At 67.9% G+C, this 22,726-nt stretch carries 19 protein-coding genes and 1 tRNA gene; 2 read left to right on the forward strand and 18 right to left on the reverse strand.

Translation table 11 applies throughout. From position 1 onward, the window contains the following. Positions 1–472: 472 nt before the first annotated feature. From rplA to gabT, 16 genes are all read right to left on the reverse strand, one after another. Positions 473–1,159 carry a 50S ribosomal protein L1 gene (gene rplA, locus LQZ87_RS14555; RefSeq protein ID WP_230104166.1) on the reverse strand — a complete coding sequence of 229 codons (687 nt, stop codon included), beginning with the start codon at positions 1,157–1,159 and terminating at the stop codon, positions 473–475. Between the two features lie 11 nt (positions 1,160–1,170). Then, positions 1,171–1,602, reverse strand: coding sequence for a 50S ribosomal protein L11 (rplK, locus tag LQZ87_RS14560; RefSeq protein ID WP_144792427.1), 432 nt, complete (start codon positions 1,600–1,602; stop codon positions 1,171–1,173). A gap of 187 nt (positions 1,603–1,789) precedes the next feature. After that, positions 1,790–2,821, reverse strand: a complete 1,032-nt coding sequence (nusG, locus tag LQZ87_RS14565; protein ID WP_230104167.1) for a transcription termination/antitermination protein NusG — start codon at positions 2,819–2,821, stop codon at positions 1,790–1,792. Positions 2,822–2,866: 45 nt separating this feature from the next. Next, positions 2,867–3,130, reverse strand: a complete 264-nt coding sequence (gene secE / locus LQZ87_RS14570; RefSeq protein ID WP_230104168.1) for a preprotein translocase subunit SecE — start codon at positions 3,128–3,130, stop codon at positions 2,867–2,869. Positions 3,131–3,170: 40 nt separating this feature from the next. Next, positions 3,171–3,243: transfer RNA gene (locus LQZ87_RS14575), tRNA-Trp, on the reverse strand. Between the two features lie 128 nt (positions 3,244–3,371). Further along, positions 3,372–5,096 carry a ubiquinone-dependent pyruvate dehydrogenase gene (gene poxB, locus LQZ87_RS14580; RefSeq protein WP_230104169.1) on the reverse strand — a complete coding sequence of 575 codons (1,725 nt, stop codon included), beginning with the start codon at positions 5,094–5,096 and terminating at the stop codon, positions 3,372–3,374. Positions 5,097–5,185: 89 nt separating this feature from the next. Continuing rightward, the gene (locus tag LQZ87_RS14585) at positions 5,186–6,607 is read right to left on the reverse strand and encodes a GntP family transporter (protein ID WP_230104170.1); all 1,422 of its coding nucleotides are present in this window, start codon (positions 6,605–6,607) and stop codon (positions 5,186–5,188) included. Positions 6,608–6,676: 69 nt separating this feature from the next. Continuing rightward, positions 6,677–7,567 carry an NAD(P)-dependent oxidoreductase gene (locus LQZ87_RS14590; RefSeq protein ID WP_230104171.1) on the reverse strand — a complete coding sequence of 297 codons (891 nt, stop codon included), beginning with the start codon at positions 7,565–7,567 and terminating at the stop codon, positions 6,677–6,679. 50 nt (positions 7,568–7,617) lie between these two features. Continuing rightward, positions 7,618–9,012, reverse strand: a complete 1,395-nt coding sequence (locus LQZ87_RS14595) for a four-carbon acid sugar kinase family protein (protein WP_230104172.1) — start codon at positions 9,010–9,012, stop codon at positions 7,618–7,620. 127 nt (positions 9,013–9,139) lie between these two features. Beyond that, positions 9,140–9,847, reverse strand: a complete 708-nt coding sequence (locus LQZ87_RS14600; RefSeq protein WP_230104173.1) for an FCD domain-containing protein — start codon at positions 9,845–9,847, stop codon at positions 9,140–9,142. A 102-nt stretch (positions 9,848–9,949) separates the two neighbouring features. Next, positions 9,950–11,311 carry an aldehyde dehydrogenase family protein gene (locus LQZ87_RS14605; RefSeq protein ID WP_230104174.1) on the reverse strand — a complete coding sequence of 454 codons (1,362 nt, stop codon included), beginning with the start codon at positions 11,309–11,311 and terminating at the stop codon, positions 9,950–9,952. 27 nt (positions 11,312–11,338) lie between these two features. Beyond that, entirely contained in the window at positions 11,339–12,814 is a 1,476-nt protein-coding gene (locus LQZ87_RS14610) for an NAD-dependent succinate-semialdehyde dehydrogenase (RefSeq protein WP_230104175.1), read from the reverse strand. Between the two features lie 33 nt (positions 12,815–12,847). Next, complete coding sequence (locus tag LQZ87_RS14615) at positions 12,848–14,404, reverse strand: APC family permease (protein WP_230104176.1); 1,557 nt, start codon at positions 14,402–14,404, stop codon at positions 12,848–12,850. Beyond that, the gene (locus tag LQZ87_RS14620; protein ID WP_230104177.1) at positions 14,401–15,306 is read right to left on the reverse strand and encodes a universal stress protein; all 906 of its coding nucleotides are present in this window, start codon (positions 15,304–15,306) and stop codon (positions 14,401–14,403) included. The genes LQZ87_RS14615 and LQZ87_RS14620 overlap by 4 nt, the downstream gene beginning before the upstream one ends. Next, positions 15,303–16,688 carry an NAD(P)/FAD-dependent oxidoreductase gene (locus LQZ87_RS14625; RefSeq protein WP_230104178.1) on the reverse strand — a complete coding sequence of 462 codons (1,386 nt, stop codon included), beginning with the start codon at positions 16,686–16,688 and terminating at the stop codon, positions 15,303–15,305. Before LQZ87_RS14625 ends, LQZ87_RS14620 begins: the two co-directional genes overlap by 4 nt. 85 nt (positions 16,689–16,773) lie before the next feature. Next, positions 16,774–18,135, reverse strand: a complete 1,362-nt coding sequence (gene gabT, locus LQZ87_RS14630) for a 4-aminobutyrate--2-oxoglutarate transaminase (RefSeq protein WP_230104179.1) — start codon at positions 18,133–18,135, stop codon at positions 16,774–16,776. A 56-nt stretch (positions 18,136–18,191) separates the two neighbouring features. On the opposite strand from gabT, the gene LQZ87_RS14635 reads away from it, so the two are divergent. Next, complete coding sequence (locus LQZ87_RS14635) at positions 18,192–19,757, forward strand: PucR family transcriptional regulator (RefSeq protein ID WP_230104180.1); 1,566 nt, start codon at positions 18,192–18,194, stop codon at positions 19,755–19,757. A gap of 32 nt (positions 19,758–19,789) precedes the next feature. On the opposite strand, the gene LQZ87_RS14640 is transcribed toward LQZ87_RS14635, so the two are convergent. After that, the gene (locus LQZ87_RS14640; RefSeq protein ID WP_230104181.1) at positions 19,790–20,620 is read right to left on the reverse strand and encodes a hypothetical protein; all 831 of its coding nucleotides are present in this window, start codon (positions 20,618–20,620) and stop codon (positions 19,790–19,792) included. 76 nt (positions 20,621–20,696) lie between these two features. Between LQZ87_RS14640 and LQZ87_RS14645 the strand changes: the two genes are divergently transcribed. Continuing rightward, positions 20,697–21,131 carry a GNAT family N-acetyltransferase gene (locus tag LQZ87_RS14645; RefSeq protein WP_230104182.1) on the forward strand — a complete coding sequence of 145 codons (435 nt, stop codon included), beginning with the start codon at positions 20,697–20,699 and terminating at the stop codon, positions 21,129–21,131. Between the two features lie 7 nt (positions 21,132–21,138). Here LQZ87_RS14645 and LQZ87_RS14650 read toward each other — a convergent pair whose 3' ends face one another. Further along, positions 21,139–22,590, reverse strand: a complete 1,452-nt coding sequence (locus LQZ87_RS14650; RefSeq protein WP_230104183.1) for a helix-turn-helix domain-containing protein — start codon at positions 22,588–22,590, stop codon at positions 21,139–21,141. Positions 22,591–22,726: the final 136 nt, after the last annotated feature.

The raw sequence follows: 22,726 nt of genomic DNA on the forward strand, positions 1-22,726 counted from the left end.
CCCAACCAAAGGCTGGAGTCGAGGTTATTTGGCATTTGACAAGTGCACGCTGTTGAGTTCTCAAGGATCGGACGCACCCACGACCCAGTCATCACAACCAGGCCCGCAGGGCAACTTCTCAATCTTATCCGCCTCATCTGTCCTGTCAAATCGACGCGCCGACCGGATCTGAGATCCGCTGCGCGGTCGAATTGAACCGCAGAAGAGGTGGAAGCTCCCATTCTAGACGCAAGCGTCCAGGTCTCTCAAGTGAGAGATTCGGGAGGTGGTTCTCCGCTTGAGGGGGGTGAGGCTCTGAGCCTCTCCGCTTCCCTGTGGGGCGAACAAGTAATAACTTACGTGCGATCCTGGGGCCTGGCAAATCGAGCTCGTTTCCCTGGCGTGTCGCGCACTCGCGCCTCCCGCACAACGCCCTGATGGTACGACGAAGGGCCCCCACCGAGACGGTGGAAGCCCTTCGAAACAGTCAGCGTCAGATGGCGTTGACGTCCAGCGGGATGCCGGGGCCGAACGTGGTCGACACAGCGCCCTTCTGGATGTAACGGCCCTTTGCGCTGGACGGCTTGAGGCGGACGATCTCCTCGAGCGCAGCACCGATGTTCTCGTCGAGCTGCTCAGCCGAGAACGAGGCCTTGCCGACGACGAAGTGAACGTTGGCGTGCTTGTCCACGCGGAACTCGATCTTTCCGCCCTTGATCTCCTCGACGGCCTTGGCCGGGTTCGGGGTGACGGTGCCGGTCTTCGGGTTCGGCATCAGGCCACGGGGACCCAGCACCTTTCCGAGACGACCGACCTGGCCCATGAGCTCAGGGGTCGAGACCGCGGAGTCGAAGTCGGTCCAGCCGGCGGCGACCTTCTCGATGAGCTCGGCGCCGCCGACCTCATCTGCACCTGCGGCGATCGCAGCCTCGGCCGCTGGGCCGGTGGCGAACACGATGACGCGGGCGGTCTTTCCGGTGCCGTGCGGCAGGATGACGGTGCCGCGCACCATCTGGTCGGCCTTGCGCGGGTCGACGGCGAGCTTCAGCGCGACCTCGACGGTCGAGTCGAACTTCGCCGAGCCGGTCTCCTTGGCGAGAGCGACAGCCTCGGTCGGAGTGTAGAAACGGTCTGCCTCGATCTTCGCGACGGCAGCCTGGTAAGCCTTGGACTTTGCCATGATTATTCCCCTCAGCCCTCGACCGTGATGCCCATGGAGCGGGCGGTGCCGGCGATGATCTTCGAGGCGGCCTCGATGTCGTTCGCGTTCAGGTCGGCCTGCTTGGTCTCGGCGATCTGACGGACCTGGTCCTTGGTGATCTTGCCGACCTTGACGGTGTGCGGCGTGGCCGAAGCCTTCTGGACACCTGCGGCCTTCTTGATGAGCTCGGCAGCCGGCGGCGTCTTCAGGACGAACGTGAAGCTGCGGTCCTCGTAGACGGTGATCTCGACCGGGATGACGTTGCCGCGCTGCGACTCGGTCGCGGCGTTGTACGCCTTGCAGAACTCCATGATGTTGACGCCGTGCTGACCGAGCGCGGGGCCGATCGGCGGCGCCGGGTTGGCGGCACCGGCGTTGATCTGGAGCTTGATCAGGCCGGTCACCTTCTTCTTAGGTGCCATTTCCTCTTCCTTTCATCGAGCGGATGCCTGAGGCATCCCTCTCCCGCAGATCCGGCGTGTCCGAACCGCGGTGCTGCCTGCGGGCGCGCGAAATGCGCACACAAACCACGCAAGTCTACCTGATCTCCGGCGGATGCCGTAAACCACGAACGGCCGCCCCGAGGGACGGCCGTTCCAGAAGCGTGGATCAGATCATCTTGGTGACCTGGTCGAACGACAGCTCGACCGGGGTCTCGCGCTCGAACAGCGACACGAGCACCGTGAGCTTGCCGCTCTCGGGCTTGATCTCGCTGATCGAACCGGGGAGCCCTGCGAACGAGCCCTCCTTGATCGTGATGGTCTCGCCGATCTCGAAGTCGACCTCGGCGGCGACCGGGCGGGCGACGGCCACGCCGCCCTTGGACTGGACGTTCTTCGCCGTGGAGACGTCCTTGACCTCGACGAGCGCCTTCAGCATGTTGAACGCCTCTTCGAAGCGCAGCGGCGTCGGGTTGTGGGCGTTGCCCACGAAGCCGGTCACCCCGGGGGTGTGGCGAACGACGGACCAGGTGTCCTCGTTGAGCTCCATGCGCACGAGCACGTAGCCCGGGATGCGCACGCGGGTGACCATCTTGCGCTGGCCGTTCTTGATCTCGACGACGTCCTCCATCGGGACCTCGATCTGATAGATGTCGTCCTCGACCTCGAGCGTCGACTTGCGCTGCTCGATGTTGGCCTTCACCTTGCGCTCGAAGCCGGCGTAGGAGTGGATGACGTACCACTTGCCCGGCATCATCCGCAGGTCCATGCGGAAGGCCTCGTAGGGGTCCTCTTCCGCGTCGTCGTCCGAGTCGTCGGGTTCCGCGGCATCCGCGTCGCCGTTCACGTCCGGTCCGTCGTAGGGCGTCACCTCGTCGGCTGCAGCAGCCTCGAGGTCAGCGGCCTCTTCGGCCGTCGAGTCGTTCAGGACCTCGGCGGCAGCTTCGGTCTCTGCCGTCTCGTCCAAGTTGAGAGCGTCGTTCACGATCGCGTCCGCCTCCGGGTCGTCGATTTCGATGTCTTCCGTGCCTTCGTCGTCCGAGCCGTCCTCGTCACCCTCGATGTGCACGGCCTCGCGCTCAGCAGCAGAGGACGCCTTCTCCTCGGCGGAGAGGACGTTGCCCTCCTGCGCCTCGTCGTCCTCGCTGGACTGCTCCGCGGCGGTCGCCCAGTCGGCGTCGTCGGAATATCGTTCAGACACGTTGTTTCTTTCCACTCAGTGCGGCCGGAACCGCGGGAGCGTCGCTTACTGCGGCACTCCGAAGACCTGCGAAGTCAGCCACGAGAATGCTGTGTCCAGACCGTACACGAAGGCCATCACGATCACGACGAACACCAGAACGACTCCGGTGAACTTGAACAGCTCCTTGCGGGTCGGCGTGACGACCTTGCGCAGTTCGCCGATGACCTGGCGGAAGAACAATGCGATCCGCCCGAAGAAGCCGAGCCTCTTCACACCGGCGGCGCCGCCTGCCGCGACGATCTCGCCGCGCGGTTCGTCCTGATCCATCCTGAATGTACCTTTCGTGTGCCAGCGTGGCGCTGACGCGCAGGGCGGACAGGAATCGAACCTGCAACCTGCGGTTTTGGAGACCGCTGCTCTGCCAATTGAGCTACCGCCCTAGAGCCCTGGCGGGCTCTGGGTCTGCGTCCTTCCCGCACCCGAGGGCACGGGAAAAGAATGCAGACAACTGCCTGTCCAGTGTAAGGCATGGCGCGCGACGCGGCGAACCGACGCCGGTGCGCACACGTCAGAAGAGCTGTCGCCAGTTCGCCCTGGCGAGATCGAGCAGCTCATCACCGCGCCCCGACATGACCGTGCGGATGGCGTACAGCGCGAAGCCCTTGACCTGTTCTGCTGTGACCGCCGGCGGCATCGAGAGCTCCTGCCGCTCGGTGACGACATCCAGCAGCGCCGGCCCGTCGTGGGCCAGCACCTCCGCGACGGCATCCGGCAGGTCCTCACTGCGCTCCACGCGTCTCGCGAAGATGCCGAGCGCTTCGGCGACTGCCGCGAAGTTCGGATTCTCGAGGTCGGTGGCGTACGTCACGAAGCCCGCCGCCTTCATCTCCAGCTCGACGAAGTTGAGGGATGAGTTGTTCACCACGATCGTCTTGACCGGCAGCTTGTTCTGGGTGAGTGTGATCAGCTCGCCGAGCATCATGGCCAGTCCCCCGTCGCCGGCGAGGGCGACCACCTGACGCCCCGGCTGCGCAGCCTGCGCGCCGATGCCGTGCATGAGGGCGTTCGCCATCGATCCGTGGGTGAACGAGCCGACCAGACGGCGTCGACCGTTCATCGTCAGGTAGCGGGCGGCCCACACCGTCGGCGACCCGACGTCTGCGGTGAAGACGGCGTCATCCGCCGCGTTCTCGTCGAGCAGCCTGGCGAGGTACTGGGGATGGATCGGGTTGTTGCCCTTGGCCGGAACCGCGAGGTCGTCGAGCTTCGCGCGTGTCTTGCGGTAGTGCGCCACGGCGTCGTCGACGTGCGAGCGGTCGCTCTTCTCGGCGATGCGGGGCAGCAGAGCCTCGGCCGTGGCTCGCACATCGCCGACAAGACCGAGGTCGAGTGGATGCCGCTTGCCGAGCTGCGAGCCGCGGATGTCGACCTGGATCGTCGTGGCGTCCTCCGGGTAGAACTGCGTGTACGGGAAGTCGGATCCCAGCACGAGGAGCGTGTCGGCGGATTCCATCGCCCGGTATCCCGATGCGAAGCCCAGCAGACCGGTCATGCCGACGTCGAACGGGTTGTCGTACTCGATGAACTCCTTGCCGCGCAGCGCATGCACGATCGGAGCTGCGAGTCGGTCGGCGAGAGTCACGACCTCGTCGTGCGCCCCCTCCACGCCAGCGCCGGCGAGGATCGTGACCCTGTTCGCCGCGTTCAGCAGCTGCGCTGCGTTCTCGAGTTCGTCCGGACTCGGCACGATGACCGGGCGGGCGCGCTCGATGACCGTCGCACGGTTCTCGGGAACCTCGGCGAGGGCGACATCACCGGGGATGACGATGACGGCGACGCCCCGCTCTTCGATCGCGGCGCGCATGGCGATCTCCAGGACGCGAGGCATCTGCACGGGGTCGGCGACGTACTCGACGTACACGCTGCACTCGCGGAAGAGCTCCTGCGGGTGGGTTTCCTGGAAGTACCCGCTGCCGATCTCCTGCGTGGGGATGTGCGCCGCGATCGCGAGGACGGGCACACGGGACCGGTTCGCGTCGAACAGGCCGTTGATGAGGTGCAGGTTGCCCGGTCCGCAGGAACCGGCGACGACGGCGAGGTCGCCGGTGATCGCGGCATCCGCCGCCGCGGCGAACGCGGCCGACTCCTCGTGACGCACGTGCAGCCACCGGATGGTGCCGTCTTTCCGCAGGGCGTCGGTGAAGCCGTTGAGCGAATCGCCTGGGATGCCGTAGACCCGGTCGATCCGGTTGGCGCGGAGCGTCTGGACGATGTTCTCTGCGACGGTGACCATGGCTCCGACCCTAACCCGACGATCCGTGCAAGACGAGAGGCCCCCGGTTTCCGCTCGCGCGACACCGGGGGCCTCTGACACCGACGGCGTCAGCTCATCGGGATGATGATGTACGCCAGCCAGGTGAGGAGGAACCCGGCGACGCCGAGCACGGTCGTCAGCGGCGTCCAGGTGCGCAGGCCGTCCTTGACCGAGAGGCCGAGGTAGCGGGTGACGACCCAGAATCCGGAGTCGTTCACGTGGCTGAGGCCGAGCGAGCCGTACCCGATCGCGACGGCGACGAGTGCGATGTGGATCGTGTCGAGTCCGAGCACGGCGACCGTCGGCAGCAGCAGACCGGCGGTCGTGGTGATCGCGACCGTGGCCGAGCCCTGCGCTGCGCGCATGACAAGCGAGATGAGGAACGCCGCGAGCAGGATCGGCATGCCGCTGCCTGCCATGAGTTCGGCGACGGCGCCGCCGATTCCGGTCTCGGTGAGGATCTTGCCGAAGGCGCCACCGGCACCGGTGACGAGGATGATGACGGCGGCCGACGGCAGTGCCGACTCCATGACCTCGCCGAGCTTGGCCGGCGACCAGCCACGACGCACTCCGAGGAAGAACATCGCTGCGGCGATGGCGACCATCAGGGCGAAAATCGGCTGGCCGATCATCGACAGGAAGCCGTTCCAGAACGTGCCGGCCTCGAACGCCGGGGCGACGGTGGTGCCGATCATGATGAGCACGAGGGGCAGCAGGATGAGCCCGAGGACCGTGAACGCGCTCGGAGCCTTCTCACCGTCGCGCAGGCCGGCGTTGATCGACGCCTTCTCGGTGCCGAAGCTGTCGAACATCTCCTTGGTCGCCTCGATCATCGCGAACTCGCGACGGTTGATGACCTTGCCGACCCAGAACGAGAGGGCCGCGAGCGGGATCGAGATGATCAGCGCGAAGATGAGCACCCAGCCCATGTCGGCCCCGAGGATCGTGGCGCCGCCCACGATGCCGGGGTGCGGCGGAACCGCGACGTGCACGGCGAGCATGATTCCGGCGACCGGAAGCCCGAACTTGATCGGGTTGAGGCCGGCGATCTTCGAGAACGCGAAGATGATCGGCACGAGGATGATGAAGCCGGCGTCGAAGAACACCGGAATCGCGAGGATCGCGGCGGCGATCACCAGGGCGATGCCGACCCGCTTCGGGCCGAGCCACTTCGTGAACTTGCCGGCGAGGGCTTCTGCCCCGCCCGACAGCTCGATGATCTTGCCTAGCATCGAGCCGAGCGCCACGAGGACGGCGACGGAACCGAGTGTGCCGCCGACACCAGCGATGATCGCCTGGATGATGCCGAGCTGCTCCGGCGCATCCCCGCTGGCGGGGATCGTCGTCATCGGCAGGCCGGCTGCGATCCCGACGAGGATCGACACGAGGATGAGGGCGTAGAACGCCTGCATCTTGAAGCGGATGATCAGCAGGAGCAGCAGGGCGAGGCCTGCGATGCCGATGGCGATCAACGCGGGAAGAGGAAGCATCTCTGGATCTCTTCTTTCGGGTTCACGGGCGCGGGTGCGCCCTTGTTGTTGAGGTTAGGGGCGGGTGGATCAGGAGAGGCGCTCTGGAGCGATGACGCGGATGACCGCGGAGTCGTCGTGCGCACCGAGGCCCTGGGCCTCGCCGAGCAGGAAGAGCTGTTCTGCCGCGTTCGCGACCGGCGTCGACAGGTGGGCGGCGCGCGCCGCTGTGCCGACGATTCCCATGTCCTTGACGAAGATGTCGAGGCGGCTGAGCACCTCGGCGCCGTCCTCGTCGTAGGCCTGGAGGCTGCGCGGGCCGCGGTTGCCGAGCATGAAGGAGTTCGCCGCCCCTGCGGTGAGGGCGTCGAGGGTCTTCTCGCGGTCGAGACCCAGAGCGTCGGCGAGAGCGAGGGCCTCGGCGGCCGCTGCGATGTGCACGCCGCAGAGCAGCTGGTTGACCGTCTTCAGCGCCTGCCCGTCGCCGGGCTTGTCCCCCACGATCGAGAGGGTGGACGCGAGCTGCTCGAGCACGGGCAGGGCGACCTCGAGCGCCGACGGGGCTGCGCCGACGACGATGAGGAGATCGCCTTCGCCTGCCCGGACGGGACCGCCGGAGAGCGGAGCATCCACCAGCTGCGCGCCGTGCTCGGCGAGACGGTCGGCGATGTCGCCGATGCCGTCGGTTCCCACGGTGCTCGTGAGGATGACGACGGCGCCGTCTGCGAGGTGCGACGCCAGCCCGGTGCCGTCGAACAGCAGGTCGTTCAGCTGGGCGCCGGTGCGGACGGCGACGAGCACGGCCTCGGCGTTCGCGACTGCTGCCGCTGCGGAGTCGGCGGGCCGGACACCCTTCTCGGCGGCGAGCGCGATGCGGTCGGCTGCGATGTCGAAACCGCTCACCTCGAAGCGCTCCGCGAGGCGGGTGGCCATCGGCAGGCCCATGGCCCCAAGGCCGATGACGGCGACGGTGGAGGTCATTGCTGTTCCTTTCGGGGGTGTCGGCGGGCGCCGGTGCGGCGCGGGCCTGATCAGTCGGCGAGCGTCGAGACGACGCGCGCCAGAGAATCGGTGTCGCCGACGTTGCCGGCGAAGACGATGTACGGGATGCCGACGGCGGGCCCGGTCTGCGGCTGCCACAGCGAGACGATGCCGGGGAGCATCGGGCCGAGCACAGTGGCGCGACGGATCTCGAGCGCTTCGCTCGCGACGTCGCTGGACGTGATGCCGCCCTTCGCGATCACGAATCGCGGGGGCGCGATCGCGAGCACCCTGCGGACGAGTTCGACCACGCCGCTGGAGACCTGGCGCGCGATCTCGAGGCTCGCATCGCCGTCGGCACCCGTGACGAGCTCGCGCGTGGTGTGCACGATGACCGCGTCCGATGCCAGGGCTTCTGCGACCGCATTCGCCTGGGTGTCGAGGTGCTGCTCGCGACGCTCGTCGATCAGCTGACGGACGTCGAGTTCGATCGTGACCGTGTCGGGGCGCTGGCGGCGGAGCTCTTCGAGCTGGGCCGTGGTGAGCGGCACGTGGCTGCCGACGACGACGAGACCGCCGCGGTCGTACGCGAACGGGATGTCGGATGCCGAGACGGGTTCGGCGATGTCCTGCCCGATGTGAGCACGCACGTACGGGGGGCCGACACGGAGCAGCACCTCGCGGTCCATCTCGCGCAGGGCGAGCGCGACGACGCGCATGTCGCTCTCGTCGACGACGTCGACGGCCACGACGGAGCCGGAGGGCAGGCTGCGCAGGAACGTCGTGACGGCGCCGACACCCGTGCGGATGATGTCGATCGTGAGCGCGGCGACATCAGCGTCCGGAATGCGGTTCTCGGTCTTCTCCGCGACCCAGTCGCGCAGGTTCGATGACGCGAACCCGAAGGTCGCGTCCTGCGCGAACGGCGTCTCGCCGACGGGCGTGGCCTCGCCGTCCGTGACCCAGTAGTGCACTGAGTCGACCGTGATCCGACCGGCATCGGGGAACGCAGGGACGAGGAGCGTCAACTCCGGAGCAGCGCCGCCGTGCGCGACGATCTCGGCTGCGAGCACATCGGTCTCGAGCGGGAAGTGTCCGCGCAGGGTCGAGTCACCGCGGGAGACGAAGGTCACGTGCCGATCGGCTTCGGACGCAGCGGCGAGAGCGACGGCGACGACCTCGCGATTGCGCTCAGCGGCTGTCGCCTCGTCGAGCGAGCGCGTGTTCGTGAGCACGTAGACGGCTGGAGCGCCGGTCGCGAAGGCCCCGGCGAGGTCCTCCTTCTCCCACCGGGTGAGCACAGGGAGGTTCGCGACAGACTGCGTGCCGGTCGGGTCGTCGTCCAGGACGACGAGGACACCACGCGGATCGGACGACTCGCGAACCTCGACGGCGTCGATATCGACGGGGGCCTGGATGCCGGCGAGAAGCGCGTCGATGTGCACGGGAACTCCTTCGTTCAGAGGGGGCTGCATGATCTCGGAGGTTATCCGATATCAGATAACGAGCGTACGCCCTAAATCCGCACTCAGCAAACGCGGCACGATCGTCGTTCGCCGAGAGCCGCGGCTACTACTCCCCGAGGACGTAGTGGAGCAAGTCGTCGCGGGTCTGGCGCATGTGGCTGGCCATCGCCTCTCGCGCGGCCTCAGCGGACTTCGACCGCATGGCGTCGAGGACGGCGGCGTGCTCGGTGATGGCGTGCTCGCGGATCTCGAGCACCGAGCTGGTCTCGCTCCGCGAGTCCTGCAGCATCGTGGTCAGCGGGCGCATGGATGCCACGAGGATCCGGTTGTCGGCCGCGGCGAAGATCACGTCGTGGAACGCGAGGTCCGCATCGACGAATCCGGGGACGTCTCCGTGCGCATGCGCGACGCGCATGACCTGCAGCAGCTCGTCGAGCCGGGCGATGTGCTCGTCGGTCGCTCGAGGAGCCGCCAGCTCCGCGGCCCCCGTCTCGAACATCACGCGCATGTCGAGGAGCTCGAGCGATGAACGGCGCCGCGCTCCCCCGCTGCGCGCGTGCCTGACCACGGCCTCGAGACCCGTCCACTCGTCGACCGGGGCGATACGGTGACGACTCCCTGGCACGGGGACGATCACGCCCTGCGCCTGCAGGAGTCGGACGCCCTCGCGCAGCGTCAGGCGCGAGACGCCGACGAGCGCAGCGAGATCGGCTTCGGCGGGCAGCGTCTCCCCCGCGACGAGGCGACCCGCGATGATCTCGTCGAGCAGCCCATCGACGACGGACTGCGTGCGGGTGACTCGCTCGGTCTTCATGCCTCCAACGCTAGTGGCCGCGAGGTTTCGACTCGCCTTCGGCTCGCTCAACCCGTTTCGTCTCGCCGCGCTCGCTCAACGCCCCGCCGGACGAGTGCCTGCCTAGGCTCTGCGGATGAGCTTCTTGTTGACGAACTCGTCTGCAGCGAGCAGACCCAGCTCACGCGACGTGCCGCTGCGCTTGACCCCGCCGAACGGCAGTTCAGGGCTGTCGGCGAGCACGAGGTTCACGTAGACCATGCCTGCCTCGATCCGGTCTGCGACGCGCTCGGCCTGCTCGGCGTCCGTGGTGAAGACGTACGACCCCAGGCCGAAGGGCGTGCCGTTCGCGATCTCGAGCGCGGCATCCTCATCGGCTGCGCGGTACACGACGGCGGCGGGGCCGAACAACTCCTCCCGATAGGCGTCCATGTCCGGCGTGACGTCGGCCAGCACGGTCGGCGCGAAGAACGCTCCCTCGCGGGTGCCGCCGGTCAGCAGCGTCGCGCCCTGTTCGACAGCGCGATCGACCTGCTCCTGCAGCCGCTCTGCGGCCGCCAGCGACGCGAGCGGACCGAGCACCGTATCCTCCTCGGTGGGATCCTCGGCATCCACGGCGGCGAGCGCGGCGACGAACTTCGAGGTGAACTCCTCGTACAGGTCGTCGACGACGATGAAGCGCTTGGCGCCGTTGCAGGACTGGCCGTTGTTGTCCAGACGCGCGTCGACCGCGTTCTGCACGACGGCATCCAGATCGTCCGCCGAGAGCACGATGAACGGGTCGGATCCGCCGAGTTCCAGAGCGACCTTCTTCAGGTTGCGGCCGGCGACCTCGGCCACGGCGGCTCCTGCCCGTTCCGACCCGGTGACGGATACGCCGTGCACGCGCACGTCGGCGATGATCGTCGCCGCCTGATCGTTCGTCGCGTACACGTTCACGTACGCGCCGTCTGGGAGGCCGGCATCCTCGTAGATGGCCTCGAGCATGGCGGAGGACTCGGGGCACTGCGGTGCGTGCTTGAGGATGATCGTGTTCCCGATCGCGAGGTTCGGACCGGCGAAGCGGGCCACCTGGTACGCCGGGAAGTTCCACGGCATGATCCCCAGCAGCGGCCCGAGAGGTGCGCGGCGGATGATCGCCGTGCCGTCGCCTGCGATGTCGATCGGCTGGTCGGCCGTGATCCTGTCGATGTTGTCTGCGTAGAACTCGATGATGTCGGCGGCGAACTCGACCTCGCCGACGGCAGCGGCGATGGGCTTTCCCATCTCCTTCACGATGATCGCGCCGAGCTCATCCTTGCGTTCGCGGTGCAGCTCGGCGATGCGGCGGATGACGGCGGCGCGGTCTGCCGGCGCAGTCGCCGCCCAGGTCACGGCCGCAGACGCGGCGCGGGCGACCGCATCCTCGATCTGGGCATCGGTGAACGTGTCGTAGGCGGCGACGGTTTCGCCCGTGGCCGGGTTGACGACGGCGTAGTCGGTCATGTCTGGTCCTTTCCGGGGATGCTGCGGTCAGCTGTTGGGGATCAGGGTGTACTTGGTGGACAGGTACTCGTGGATGCCCTCGAGTCCGCCCTCACGGCCTACGCCGGACTGCTTGACACCGCCGAACGGAGCCGCGGCGTTGGAGACCACGCCCACGTTCAGCCCCATCATGCCCGTCTCGAGCGCGTCGATCATCCGATGCCCGCGGTCGAGATCCGAGGTGAACACGTATGAGACCAGCCCGTACTCGGTGTCGTTGGCGAGGCGGACGGCATCCTCTTCGCTGTCGAAGGTGGCGATCGCGAGAACCGGGCCGAAGATCTCCTCGCGGAGGATGTCGCTGCCCTTCGCCACGTCGGTGATGACGGTGGGCTCGAAGAAGGTGCCGGCACCGTCGACGGCGTTGCCGCCGGTGCGGATGCTGGCACCGCGGTCGACGGCGTCCTGGACGAGGTCACGGGCCTTGTCGACGGCATCCGCGTCGATCAGCGGACCGATCGCGACGCCGTCCTCCGTGCCGCGGCCGATCTTCATGGCGTTCACGCGCTCGGTGACCCGCGCGGCGAACTCCTCCGCGATCGAGGCGTGGACGATGAATCGGTTCGCCGCAGTGCAGGCCTGCCCGATGTTCCGGAACTTCGCCAGCATCGCGCCATCTACGGCCTTGTCGAGATCCGCGTCCTCGAAGACCACGAACGGGGCGTTTCCGCCGAGCTCCATCGACACGCGCAGGACACCCTCTGCGGCCTGCGCGATGAGCTTGCGGCCGACATCGGTCGACCCGGTGAACGAGAGCTTCCGCAGCCGCGGGTCGGCGATGATCGGGGCGGACAGCTTCGACGACGACGAGGTCTGCACGACGTTGACGACCCCGGCGGGCAGCCCAGCCCGCTCGAGGAGCCGGGTGAAGAACATCGTCGTCAGCGGCGTCAGCGCCGGCGGCTTGATGACGACGGTGCAGCCGGCCGCGAGTGCCGGAGCGATCTTGCGCGTCGCCATCGCGAACGGGAAGTTCCATGGCGTGATGAAGAACGACGGCCCGACTGGACGCTGCGAGACGATCATCCGTCCGGTCCCCTCCGGGTTCTGTCCGTAGCGTCCGGAGATGCGCACCGCCTCCTCGCTGAACCAGCGCAGGAACTCGCCGCCGTAGGCGACCTCTCCCCGCGACTCCGCGAGCGGCTTGCCCATCTCGAGCGTCATGAGGAGTGCGAGGTCCTCCTTGTGCTCCTGCACGAGGTCGAACGCGCGGCGCAGGATGTCGCTGCGCGTTCGCGCCGGCGTCGCAGCCCAGTCGTCCTGTGCGGCCACCGCGGCGTCGAGGGCGCGGACGCCGTCCTCAGCCGTCGCATCCGCGATCGAAGCGATCACGGCGTTCGTCGCGGGATCGCGCACATCGAAGGTGCGGCCGCCCTCGGCATCCGTCCATTGACCTCCGATGAACAGTCCCTTCGGGACATCAGACAGGAGGGCGGTCTCGTTCGCTGCGAGTGCGGTGGTCATCGATCTCTCTTTCCGTGGGGGTGAACAGGTCTTCTATCGGCGGCGCAGACTGGCCGGAGCATCCATTCCGAGGGTCTCCCCGCGGAAGAACGCCGGGCGCTTGATCGCCTGCCAGATCATGATGACGATGCCGAGCGCGATCACCGTGACGCCGAGGATGAACACGAGGCCGACGCCGCCGACGTTGGATCCGCTGCCGTAGTCAGGGTTCATGCTGTCGACGAGCGTCATCACGAACAGCGCGGCGAGGATGACGCCGCCGACCAGCGGGAACAGCAGGGTGAACAGAAACATGCGCGTCGAGTCGAACCACTGCTTGCGGAAGTACCAGACGCACGCGAAGGCCGTGATGCCGTAGTAGAAGCAGATCATCATGCCGAGCGCGGTGATGGTGTCCCAGAGCACGTCCTCGCTGACGAACCGCATGATCGCGTAGAAGGCGGAGGCGACGATGGATGCGACGATCGTCGCGTAGCCGGGCGTGAAGAAGCGCGGGCTCACCTTGGCGAAGCTGTCCGGCAGGGCGCCGTAGTGGCCCATCGCCAGGAGCGTGCGGGCAGGCGAGACGAACGTCGACTGCAGCGACGACGCCGAGCTGGTGAGCACGGCGAGCGAGACGAGGAACGCGAGCGGTCCGAGTACTGGCCCGGAGAGGTAGAAGAAGACATTGCTCTGGATGTCTTCGTTGCCGAGTCCCAGCTCACCCGTGCCGATGCCGGCGAACGACAGCAGCGCGATCGAGAGCAGCAGATACAGGACGACGATCGTGATGACCGTGAGAGTCGCCGCGCGGCCGGGGGTCCGCTCCGGGTCCTTCGTCTCCTCGTTCATCGTGAGGGTGACGTCCCATCCCCAGAAGATGAAGATCGACAGCGAGAGCCCGGCGACGATCGCGCCGACCGATCCCACCGCGAACGGATTGAACCAGCTGACGTCGATCGGACTCGCGTCGAAGGCGTTGCCCTGAGCCACCTGCACGAATGCGGTGATCGAGAAGATCAGCAGCACGAGCACCTGGAACCCGACCAGGAAGTACTGCAGCTTCTGCGTGGTCTGCATGTCGCGGTACGAGATGAGCGTCGCTCCGAGCATGAACAGCAGGCAGACGGCGACGTTGATGAACGGGTTGAAGGCGAGCTCCGCGATCGTGCCGGGGTTGCCGGCGATCTGGTCGATGAGCAGGAATAGGAACTCGACGGCAATGCCGGCGAGATTGGAGAGCACGAGGATCGTGGCTGCGATCAGCCCCCAGCCGGCCATCCACCCCACCCACGGTCCGAACGCGCGGGCGGCCCACGTGAACGAGGTGCCGGAGTCGGGCATGGTGCGGTTGAGCTCGCGGTATCCGAACGCGACGAGCAGCATCGGGATGAAGCCGATCAGGATGATCGCGGGCACCTGGAACCCGACCTCTGAGACGGTCGGGCCCAGCGCCGCGGTGAGCGTGTACGCGGGGGCGATGCACGAGATGCCGATGACGACGGCGCCGATGAGGCCGACCGTCCCCGCGCTCAGGCCCTTCTGGGAGAGTCCACCGGTGACGGGAGCCGGTTCGTCGGTGCTCGGCACCGGCTGGGGTGTTGTGCTCATGTGCGGTCTCCTTCGACCTTGCCATCGACGGCACCGATGCCGGTGCGTGGCACGACGATCATGGGTACGGGGAGGACGTGCAGCATCTTCGCTGCCGTCGACCCGAGGAACAGCCGGCGCGGCTGAGCCAGCCGGCTGGATCCGACGAGGATGACCTCGCCAGGCAGCCACGCCAGGTGCGAGACGGCATCCTCGACGCTGTCTCCTGGGGCCTGCTCGACGGTGGCGGCGACGCCGGCCGGCAGAGCCTCCTGCGCCGCGGCGAGCACCTCGTCGGCGTGCGAACCCGCGACGACGCGGATCGCGCCGGTGTCGAGCCCGGGCGGCACGTCGAACGGCACGAGCGAGACGAGACGGAGCGCGCTCGCGCTGTCGGCGGCGAGCGCCACCGCCTCGTCGAGCAGCACGTCGGCTCCTGCCCTGGTTCCCAGGGCTGCGGTGATCCGCGGAACGGCCGCATCATCCGCCTTCGCCGTCCCCGAGGGGGCGAGCGCGACGGGGATCGGCGAGGAGTGCAGCAGTGCGGATGCCACCCCTCCCAGCCGGTGACGACCCAGGACGGCGCCGGTGGCGGCTCCGACGACGATCAGTCGTGCGCCGAACTCCTCGCCTGCCGCGATCAGCCCCTCGGCGAACGACTCGGCGAATCGCACGTGGCCGCTGCGGGTGAGATCCTGCGCGAGTTCGGTCATCGCCTCGGCGAGCCACTTCTTGCCCTGATTGCGGATGACCTCCTCGTAGGCGCGCTCCGGTGGAACGGCCGCACTGCGGGTGCCGTCGGCCGGGAGCACGATCACGAGGTGCAGTCGTGCGTCGAGACTGCGGGCCAGGCGCGCACCGAGGGCCGCCGCATCCGCTCCTGATTCCGTCGCGGTGTACCCGACGACGATCGCGCCGCTCATCGCGAGGCTCCTGCCGTGGCGGCGGTCGAGCGACTCGCCTCGACGATGTTCGAGGCGACCAGGTGGCCCATGCGGATCGCGCCGTCGACGTGCTGGTAGCCGGCGCCGGCGAGGTCGCTGCAGGCGAAGTGGATCGGTCCGACCGGTGTGCGCAGATCGGCTCCGTAGCGGTGCAGGCCGCCGAGGTCGAAGCTCGCGGCGTACGCGCCTCGCGTCCACTCCTCGCTCCCCCAATCGCTCTCGTAGTACACCACCGGGTTCATCGCCTCGGGTCCGTAGTAGTGGGACAGCGACTCGAGGATGCGCTGCTTGCGCTCCTCGGCCGACAGTGCGAAGACGTCGTCGGCGTTGCGATCGCTCACGAAGCCGACGAGGGTGCCCCGTTCATCGCCGTGGTTGGTGTTGTCGTAGGCCTCGTGCGACAGCTCGTACGGGCTGAACGCCGTGCCGCTGAGTCCCTGCTCCCGCCAGAACGGACGGTCGTAGACCGCGTGCACCTTGATGACGAAGCCCATCGAGAGATGCTGGTGCAGCTGGTGCTGGCGGCGCGGCATCGGCGGGATGAACGAGATCCGGTTGTACAGCACCGGCGCGTGCGCGAGGATCGCGAACCGGGCGGTGACGGTCAGCTCGTCCGTGGTTGCGGTCACGCCGTCTTCGCCCCATTGCAGGGAACGGACGGGTTGGCCGAGGTGCACGTCGTCACCGAGACGTTCGGCGAGCAGTAGCGGGACCTGCTGCAGACCGCCGACCACGCGCTTGTCGAGGATGAAGTCGGCGTCGACGAGGTTCGAGTACGAACCGGCCGACGCCGCCATCAGCAGCGACTGCAGCAACGAGAAGGCATGGGTGGGCTTGGTCAGCATCGCGGAGCCGGTGGCGAAGGCGAGGTTGCGCACGGCCTCGTCGTCGTCGGTCTGCCGGCGGAGCCAGGCATCCCAGGAGATCTCGTCCCACTCCTCCGCGTTCGGATGCTCCCACGGCCTGTCCGGATCGATCTCCGCGACCATGGCGTCGAGCCGGTCCGTGATCTCGGCGATGACCGCCTCGGTCTCCGCCGTCACCGGGAACATCTCGCCGGTGAAGCGCTCGGCGACACCATCAGGGCCGACGTACACGCTGTCGCCCTCGCGGTAGCGGCTGAAGGTCTCCAGGCCCAGCTCGTGGATCGCGTCCTTGAGCGCGTCCTGGTCCGGCGAGACCCACTGCCCGCCGATCTCGAGCATGGCGCCGTCGATGACGTCGGTCCACAGCCGGCCCCCGACGCGGTCGCGCGCTTCGAGGACCGCCACGGACAGTCCTGCCTTGCGCAGGTCGTTCGCCGCGGTCAGACCGGCAGCACCCGCTCCGACGATGAGCACGTCACGTGTGATCTCAGCCATTTGCAACTCCTTCGTTGTCGTGCCGCTTCGTTGTCATGCCGGTCGCGGCTCCGGAATCCCCCGATCCTGCCGCGACCGGACGGTGTCAGGCTGCGGCGAGTGCCGCTGCGATGATGTCGAGCCCTTCGCTCAGCAGTTCGTCGCCGATGGACAGCGGCGGCAGGAAGCGGATGACGTTGCCGTAGGTGCCGCAGGTCAGGACGATCACGCCCTGGGCGATCGCGGACTTGGCGACGGCTGCGGTGAGCGCCGCATCCGGAGCGTTCGTCTGCGGGTCGACGAACTCGGCGGCGATCATCGCGCCGTGTCCTCGGACGTCCCCGATGCGGGCGTCGGAGGACTGCAGCTCGCGCAGACGCCCGCCGAGGAGCTCGCCGATCTGCTGCGCTCGCTCGATCACACCGTCGTTCTCGAAGACGTCGATCGCGGCGAGGGCAGCTGCGCAGGCGATCGGGTTGCCGCCGTACGTGCCGCCGAGACCGCCGGCGTGCGAGGCGTCCATGATCTCGGCACGACCGGTGACGGCAGCGAGCGGGAGGCCGCCGGCGATGCCCTTGGCCGTTGTGATGAGGTCGGGTTCGATGCCGAAGATCTCACTCGCGAACATGTGACCGGTGCGGGCGAACCCGGTCTGCACCTCATCGGCGATGAAGACGACGCCGTTCGCTGCGCACCAGGCGGACAGCGCGGGCAGGAAGCCGTCGGCGGGCACGACGAACCCGCCTTCGCCCTGGATGGGCTCGATGATGATCGCGGCCAGGTTGTCCGCGCCGATCTGCTTCTCGATCTGCAGGATCGCTCGTGCCGCGGCGTCGGCGCCGGAGAGCCCGTCGCGGAACGGGTACGACATCGGAGCCCGGTAGACCTCGGGGGCGAACGGACCGAATCCGCTCTTGTACGGCATCGATTTGGCCGTCAGCGCCATGGTGAGGTTGGTGCGGCCGTGATAGCCGTGGTCGAAGGCGACGACGGCTTGGCGGCCGGTGTGCTTCCGCGCGATCTTGATCGCGTTCTCGACGGCCTCGGCTCCCGAGTTGAACAGCGCGGTCTTCTTGGCGAAGTCGCCGGGGGTGAGCCGGTTCAGCGCCTCGGCCACCTCGATGTACGACTCGTACGGCGAGATCATGAAGCAGGTGTGCGTGAACTGGGCGACCTGCGCGGCGACCGCGGCGGCGATCTTCGGATGGGCGTTGCCCACGGTCGTGACGGCGATACCGGATCCGAGATCGATGAGCGAGTTGCCGTCGGCATCCACCACGACTCCCCCGCCGGCTGCCACCGCGGCGACCGGAACGGTGTGTCCGACCCCGGCGGGCACGGCCTCCGCCTTGCGAGCGAGGATCTCGGCCGAGCGCGGCCCTGGCAGGTCGGTGACCAGGCGACGCTCCTGAGGGAGGTCGGGTCCGCCGAGGGGAAGAGCTGGGGCGTCCGTGTCGAGAAGGGCCATGTTCGCGAGCGTAGACCGGACGATGCAGCCTCGCACTCGCCGCCCAGTACAATTTCTTGAATCAGTTCGCCGCTTTGTACAAGCACATCGAACCCTCGGAGGATGCCGTGGACCACCCCACCCTGCGTGCACTGCTCGGGCGCCGGGACCTCGGTCTTCGGCTCGTGGGAGACGAGGCCGAGCTGGACGACGGCGCGCTGGATCAGCCGCTGCGGTGGGTGCACTCCTCCGACCTCGTCGATCCCACTCCGTTCCTCGCCGACGATCTCACCCTGCTCACCACCGGCAGTCAGTTCACCGACGACGACGCAGACGAGTACGTCGCCCGACTCGCGGCGCGCGGAATCCTCGGGCTGGGCTTCGGCACCGGGGTGCGGCGTCCGCAGGTTCCCGACCGGCTGATCGATGCATGTGCACGGGCGAGCATCCCGCTGTTCGAGGTGCCGTACGACACCCCGTTCATCGCGATCGCTCGCGCCCATGCCGAGGCGATCGCCGCCCAGACCTACGCCAGACGAACCTGGGCGCTGGACGCGCAGCGTGCTCTCGCCGTCGCGGCGCTCCGGCCGCGCGGCTTGGAGTCCACCCTCACCGAGCTCGCCAGGAGACTCGAACACTGGGTCGGGATGTTCGACGCGACCGGACTGCTGGTGCACGAGCATCCGCACGAGGCGCTGCACCCGGACGACCTCGCCGGCCTGACCGCGCGGGCGACCGAGCTCATCACCCGAGGAGGCCAGGCAGGGCAATCCCTGACGCTCGGAACCGACTCGTTCACCCTCTTCACTCTCGGCCGCACCGGCCACCTGCGCGGGGTGATCGCCATCGGGACCGCCTCGCTCGACGCCGAGGCACGCGCTGTCGTGACCTCCGTGATCGCGATGGCCGGACTCGCTCTGGAGCAGAACGAGCAGCTCGACCGCAGTCGGCGTCGCCTGCGGTCGCAGGTGCTCGCCTCGCTTCTGCTGGACGATCCGACCCTCGCGCGCCGTGTGCTGGGCTCTGTTCCTCCCGCGCCGATCGTAATCGCGATCGCGGATGCGGATGCTCCCGCCGACGCGATCGCGGACTGGTGGGAGCGCCGGAGGGCCGATCACGGCACGGCGGTTTTCGGCGGGATGTCGGACGCCGGGATCACGATGGTCGTGTCCGCCGAGGACGTCGGCCTCTTCGACGAGCTCGCCGAACGTTTCGGCATCCGGCTCGGGGTATCGGGCCCTGTGGGGTACGGCGCGTTCTCTCGCGCGCACGCCCAGGCTGCCGCAGCCCTCCGGCACGCCGTGGGGCGCGGTGCCGGAGACAGCAGCGGCGTGCGGGCTGTGCGCTACGCCGACACGGTGGCGACGAGCATTCTCAGCACTCTCGTGACGGACGACGCGCGATTGGTGGCGGAGTCGCGGTTGGCTCCGATGCGGGCCGACGGACGGGAGCTGGAAGCATCGCTGCGCACCTGGCTGCAGCACGACGCGCGATTCGAGTCGGCCGCCGCGGAGCTCGGCATCCATCGACACACGCTGCGTTCACGCGTGACGCAGGCGAGTCGCCTGCTGGACACGGATCTGTCGACGTTCCCGGCACGCGCCGAACTATGGGCGCTGCTGCAGGCGTCGCCCGCCTCCTGACCCCGCGCTGGGAGGGGGGGGGATGGCACGAGTCAGCCGCGTGCGGCGCGGGTGCGCGCGAACAGCACGCGTACGCATCCCCAACCCATAACGGCGACTCCGGCCACGACGAACACGACGCCGAGCAGCCACATCGCGTCCTCCCAGTCGAAGTAGCCGTACGACATCGAACGCAGGAAGCGCCCGAGGTCCTCCGGGAACTCGAGGATGCTGCCGCCGTCGCCGAACACCCAGAGCACGATGCCCAGCGTCGTCGCGCCGAGCCCGACGAAGACGAACGCAGTGGTCGACATGCGCTTGCCGACCTCGACCTTCTCGAGGTGCGAGCCCTGTGCGGCGATGTGCGGAGCACGGATCGAGATGATCGGCAACACGATGATGAGGGCGATGCCGAGCGGGATGCACATGCCGACGACGTAGCCGCCGAAAGGCACGAGAAACAGCTGCGAGGCGATTCCCTCGTTCCAGTAGTAGTGGAAACCGCTGTTCCGCGACTCGGCCTCGGCGATCGCGGCACCCACCCCCGGAAAGGCGACGGCGATCAATTGGATCAGTCCGACGGGCACCGCGACGAACGCGGGCGCGAAGAAGCACGCGGAGACGAGCCTCAGCAGCACCGTCGCGATCGACGCCAGCTTCTTCCATGCGATCTCGAGCATGCACCATCCGGCGTATATGCCGGGAGCCGCGACGACGAGGTTGCCCGCGAAACGGTCGCCGTCGGCATCCGTCATCGAGTCGAAGACGCCCCACGTGCCGCCCGCGACAGCGGCGACCAGCACGACGAGGTTGAGGCCGGTCAGAAGCGACCTTGTCTCTTCCCGCCAGAGATGTGCATCCGTATCGGCAGCCTGTTCCGCCATGGCATCCCCTCCCGAGTCACGACCTCGACAGGCTATCGCGGCTGGTGGGGCAGGTCGCGAGGCTAGGGTTGCGCACGTGAGTTGGATCCTCCGCCCGAGCGTCGTCGCCGACGCGGAGTGGATCGCCGAGCTGCGTGCCGTCGTTCTGCGCGCCGATCTCGAGCGACTCGGGCGCTTCGATCCGGTGCGGGTTCGGCACCGATTCCGCGCGGCGTTCGACCCGGCGGTGACCCACGTGATCGTGGTCGACGGTCGAGAGGCGGGATCGATCGCACTCCGGCCCGCCGATGACGGGATCTGGCTCGAGCACTTCTACCTGGATGCCGCGCTGCAGGGGCACGGCATCGGAAGCGGCATCCTCGCATCCGTTCTCGACGCACCAGACACGTTCCGTCTGAACGTGCTGCAGGGCAGTCCGGCGCGACGCCTTTATGAACGTCACGGATTCGAACCGGCATCCGAGGACGAGATCGACGTGTTCATGGTCCGACCGTCGCGAACCGACCGCTGATACCGCCTCAGCGCGGCGCGTGCGCCTCGAGGAACTCGTACACGTCGGTGGTGTCGACACCCGGGAACGATCCGGTGGGCAGCGTGGCGAGCAGAGTGCGCGGGGTCTTGACGTTCGGCCAGGACTGCTCGCGCCAGCGCTCCTCCAAGTCTGCGGGCGCGCGGCGGCAGCACACCTCGACGGAATGCTTCGAGACGCCGCGGTGTGTCGTGTCGCGCCCGACGAACCACTTCGTGTCGTCGAAGCGCACGCCGACGCTCACCGAGTGCAGACCTTCGCTGGATGCCTCGACGCGAGCCGTGCACCAGTACGTCCCGTTGCCGGTGTCGGTGTACTGGTAGTACGGGTTGAAGCGGTCGTCCTCATCGAAGACGACCCGGCTCGTCCAGCGGCGGCAGCACATCTGCCCCTCGATGGAACCCAGACGGTCTGTCGGGAAGTTCACGTCGTCATTCTCGTACGCCTTCGTGATCGTGCCCGACTCGTGCACCTTGAGGAAGTGCACGGGAATGTCGAGGTGCCGGGTGGCGAGGTTCGTGAAGCGGTGCGCCGCCGTCTCGTACGAGACCGAGTAGGCGTCGCGCAGGTCCTCGATCGAGATCGCCCGGCGGTCCTTCGCGGCCTTGAGGGTCGGCACCACGTGGGCCTCGGGGATGAGCAGGGCCCCGGTGAGGTAGTTCGTCTCGACGCGCTGACGAAGGAACTCGGCGTAGCTGTGCGGTTCGGCGTGCCCGAGCATGCGGCTCGACAGCGCCTGGAGGACGGCGGTTCGCGCATCGCCCTTGGCCGGGATGCTGCTCGAGAGATACAGCCGCCCGTTGGCGAGGTCGGCGACGCTGCGCGTCGTCTGCGGCAGGTCTGGGGCGTAGTGCAGCGTGAACCCCAGATAGGCGGCGATCTCGGATGCCGTGCGCTGGGTCAGCGGGCCCCCGGGGTGCCCGACCGCGGCGAGGATCTCGGCGGCCTTCTTCTCGAGGTCCTCGAAGTGGTTGTCCTGGCTGCGCATGAGGTGGCGCAGCTCGACGTTCGCGCGGCGCGCTTCTTCCGGGGTCGCCGCGCGCTCGTCCTTCAGGCGATCGATCTCGCCGTGCAGCGCGAGCAGTGCCTTGAGCGCATCCGTCGGCATCGTCTTGGAGATGCGGAACGGCTCGATCCCGAGGGCCTGGAACGTCTGCCCCTTCATCGCGCGCTCGAGCGCGATCTCGGCGGCGCTGCGCTCGTCGAGCGGCTCGCCCTCGAGCAGAGCGTCGATCGTGACTCCGAGGGCGCGCGCGATGGCCTGCAGCTGCGTGAGCTTCGGCTCGCGCTTGCCCGTCTCGATCATCGACAGCTGGCTCGGGGCCCGGTCGACGGCTGTGGCGAGATCGTCGAGCGTCATCCCCCGCGACGTTCGGAGCTGGCGGATGCGACGACCGATCGTGAGGGCGTCGGTGTCTTCTGCGGCGTCAACGGCGGTCATGCGGCCGATTCTGTCACGAAAGCAGAATATTGAGAATTCTTCACCCCGAAAATGTCCAGTGGCGGTGCTGATCTTCACTCAGAGTGGGTGTCAAGCCAGTCATATCGCGAGGCAGACCCGCCCCATTCTCGACACA

The sequence above is a fragment of the Microbacterium sp. Bi121 genome, from assembly GCF_918698005.1.
Lineage (GTDB): Bacteria > Actinomycetota > Actinomycetes > Actinomycetales > Microbacteriaceae > Microbacterium.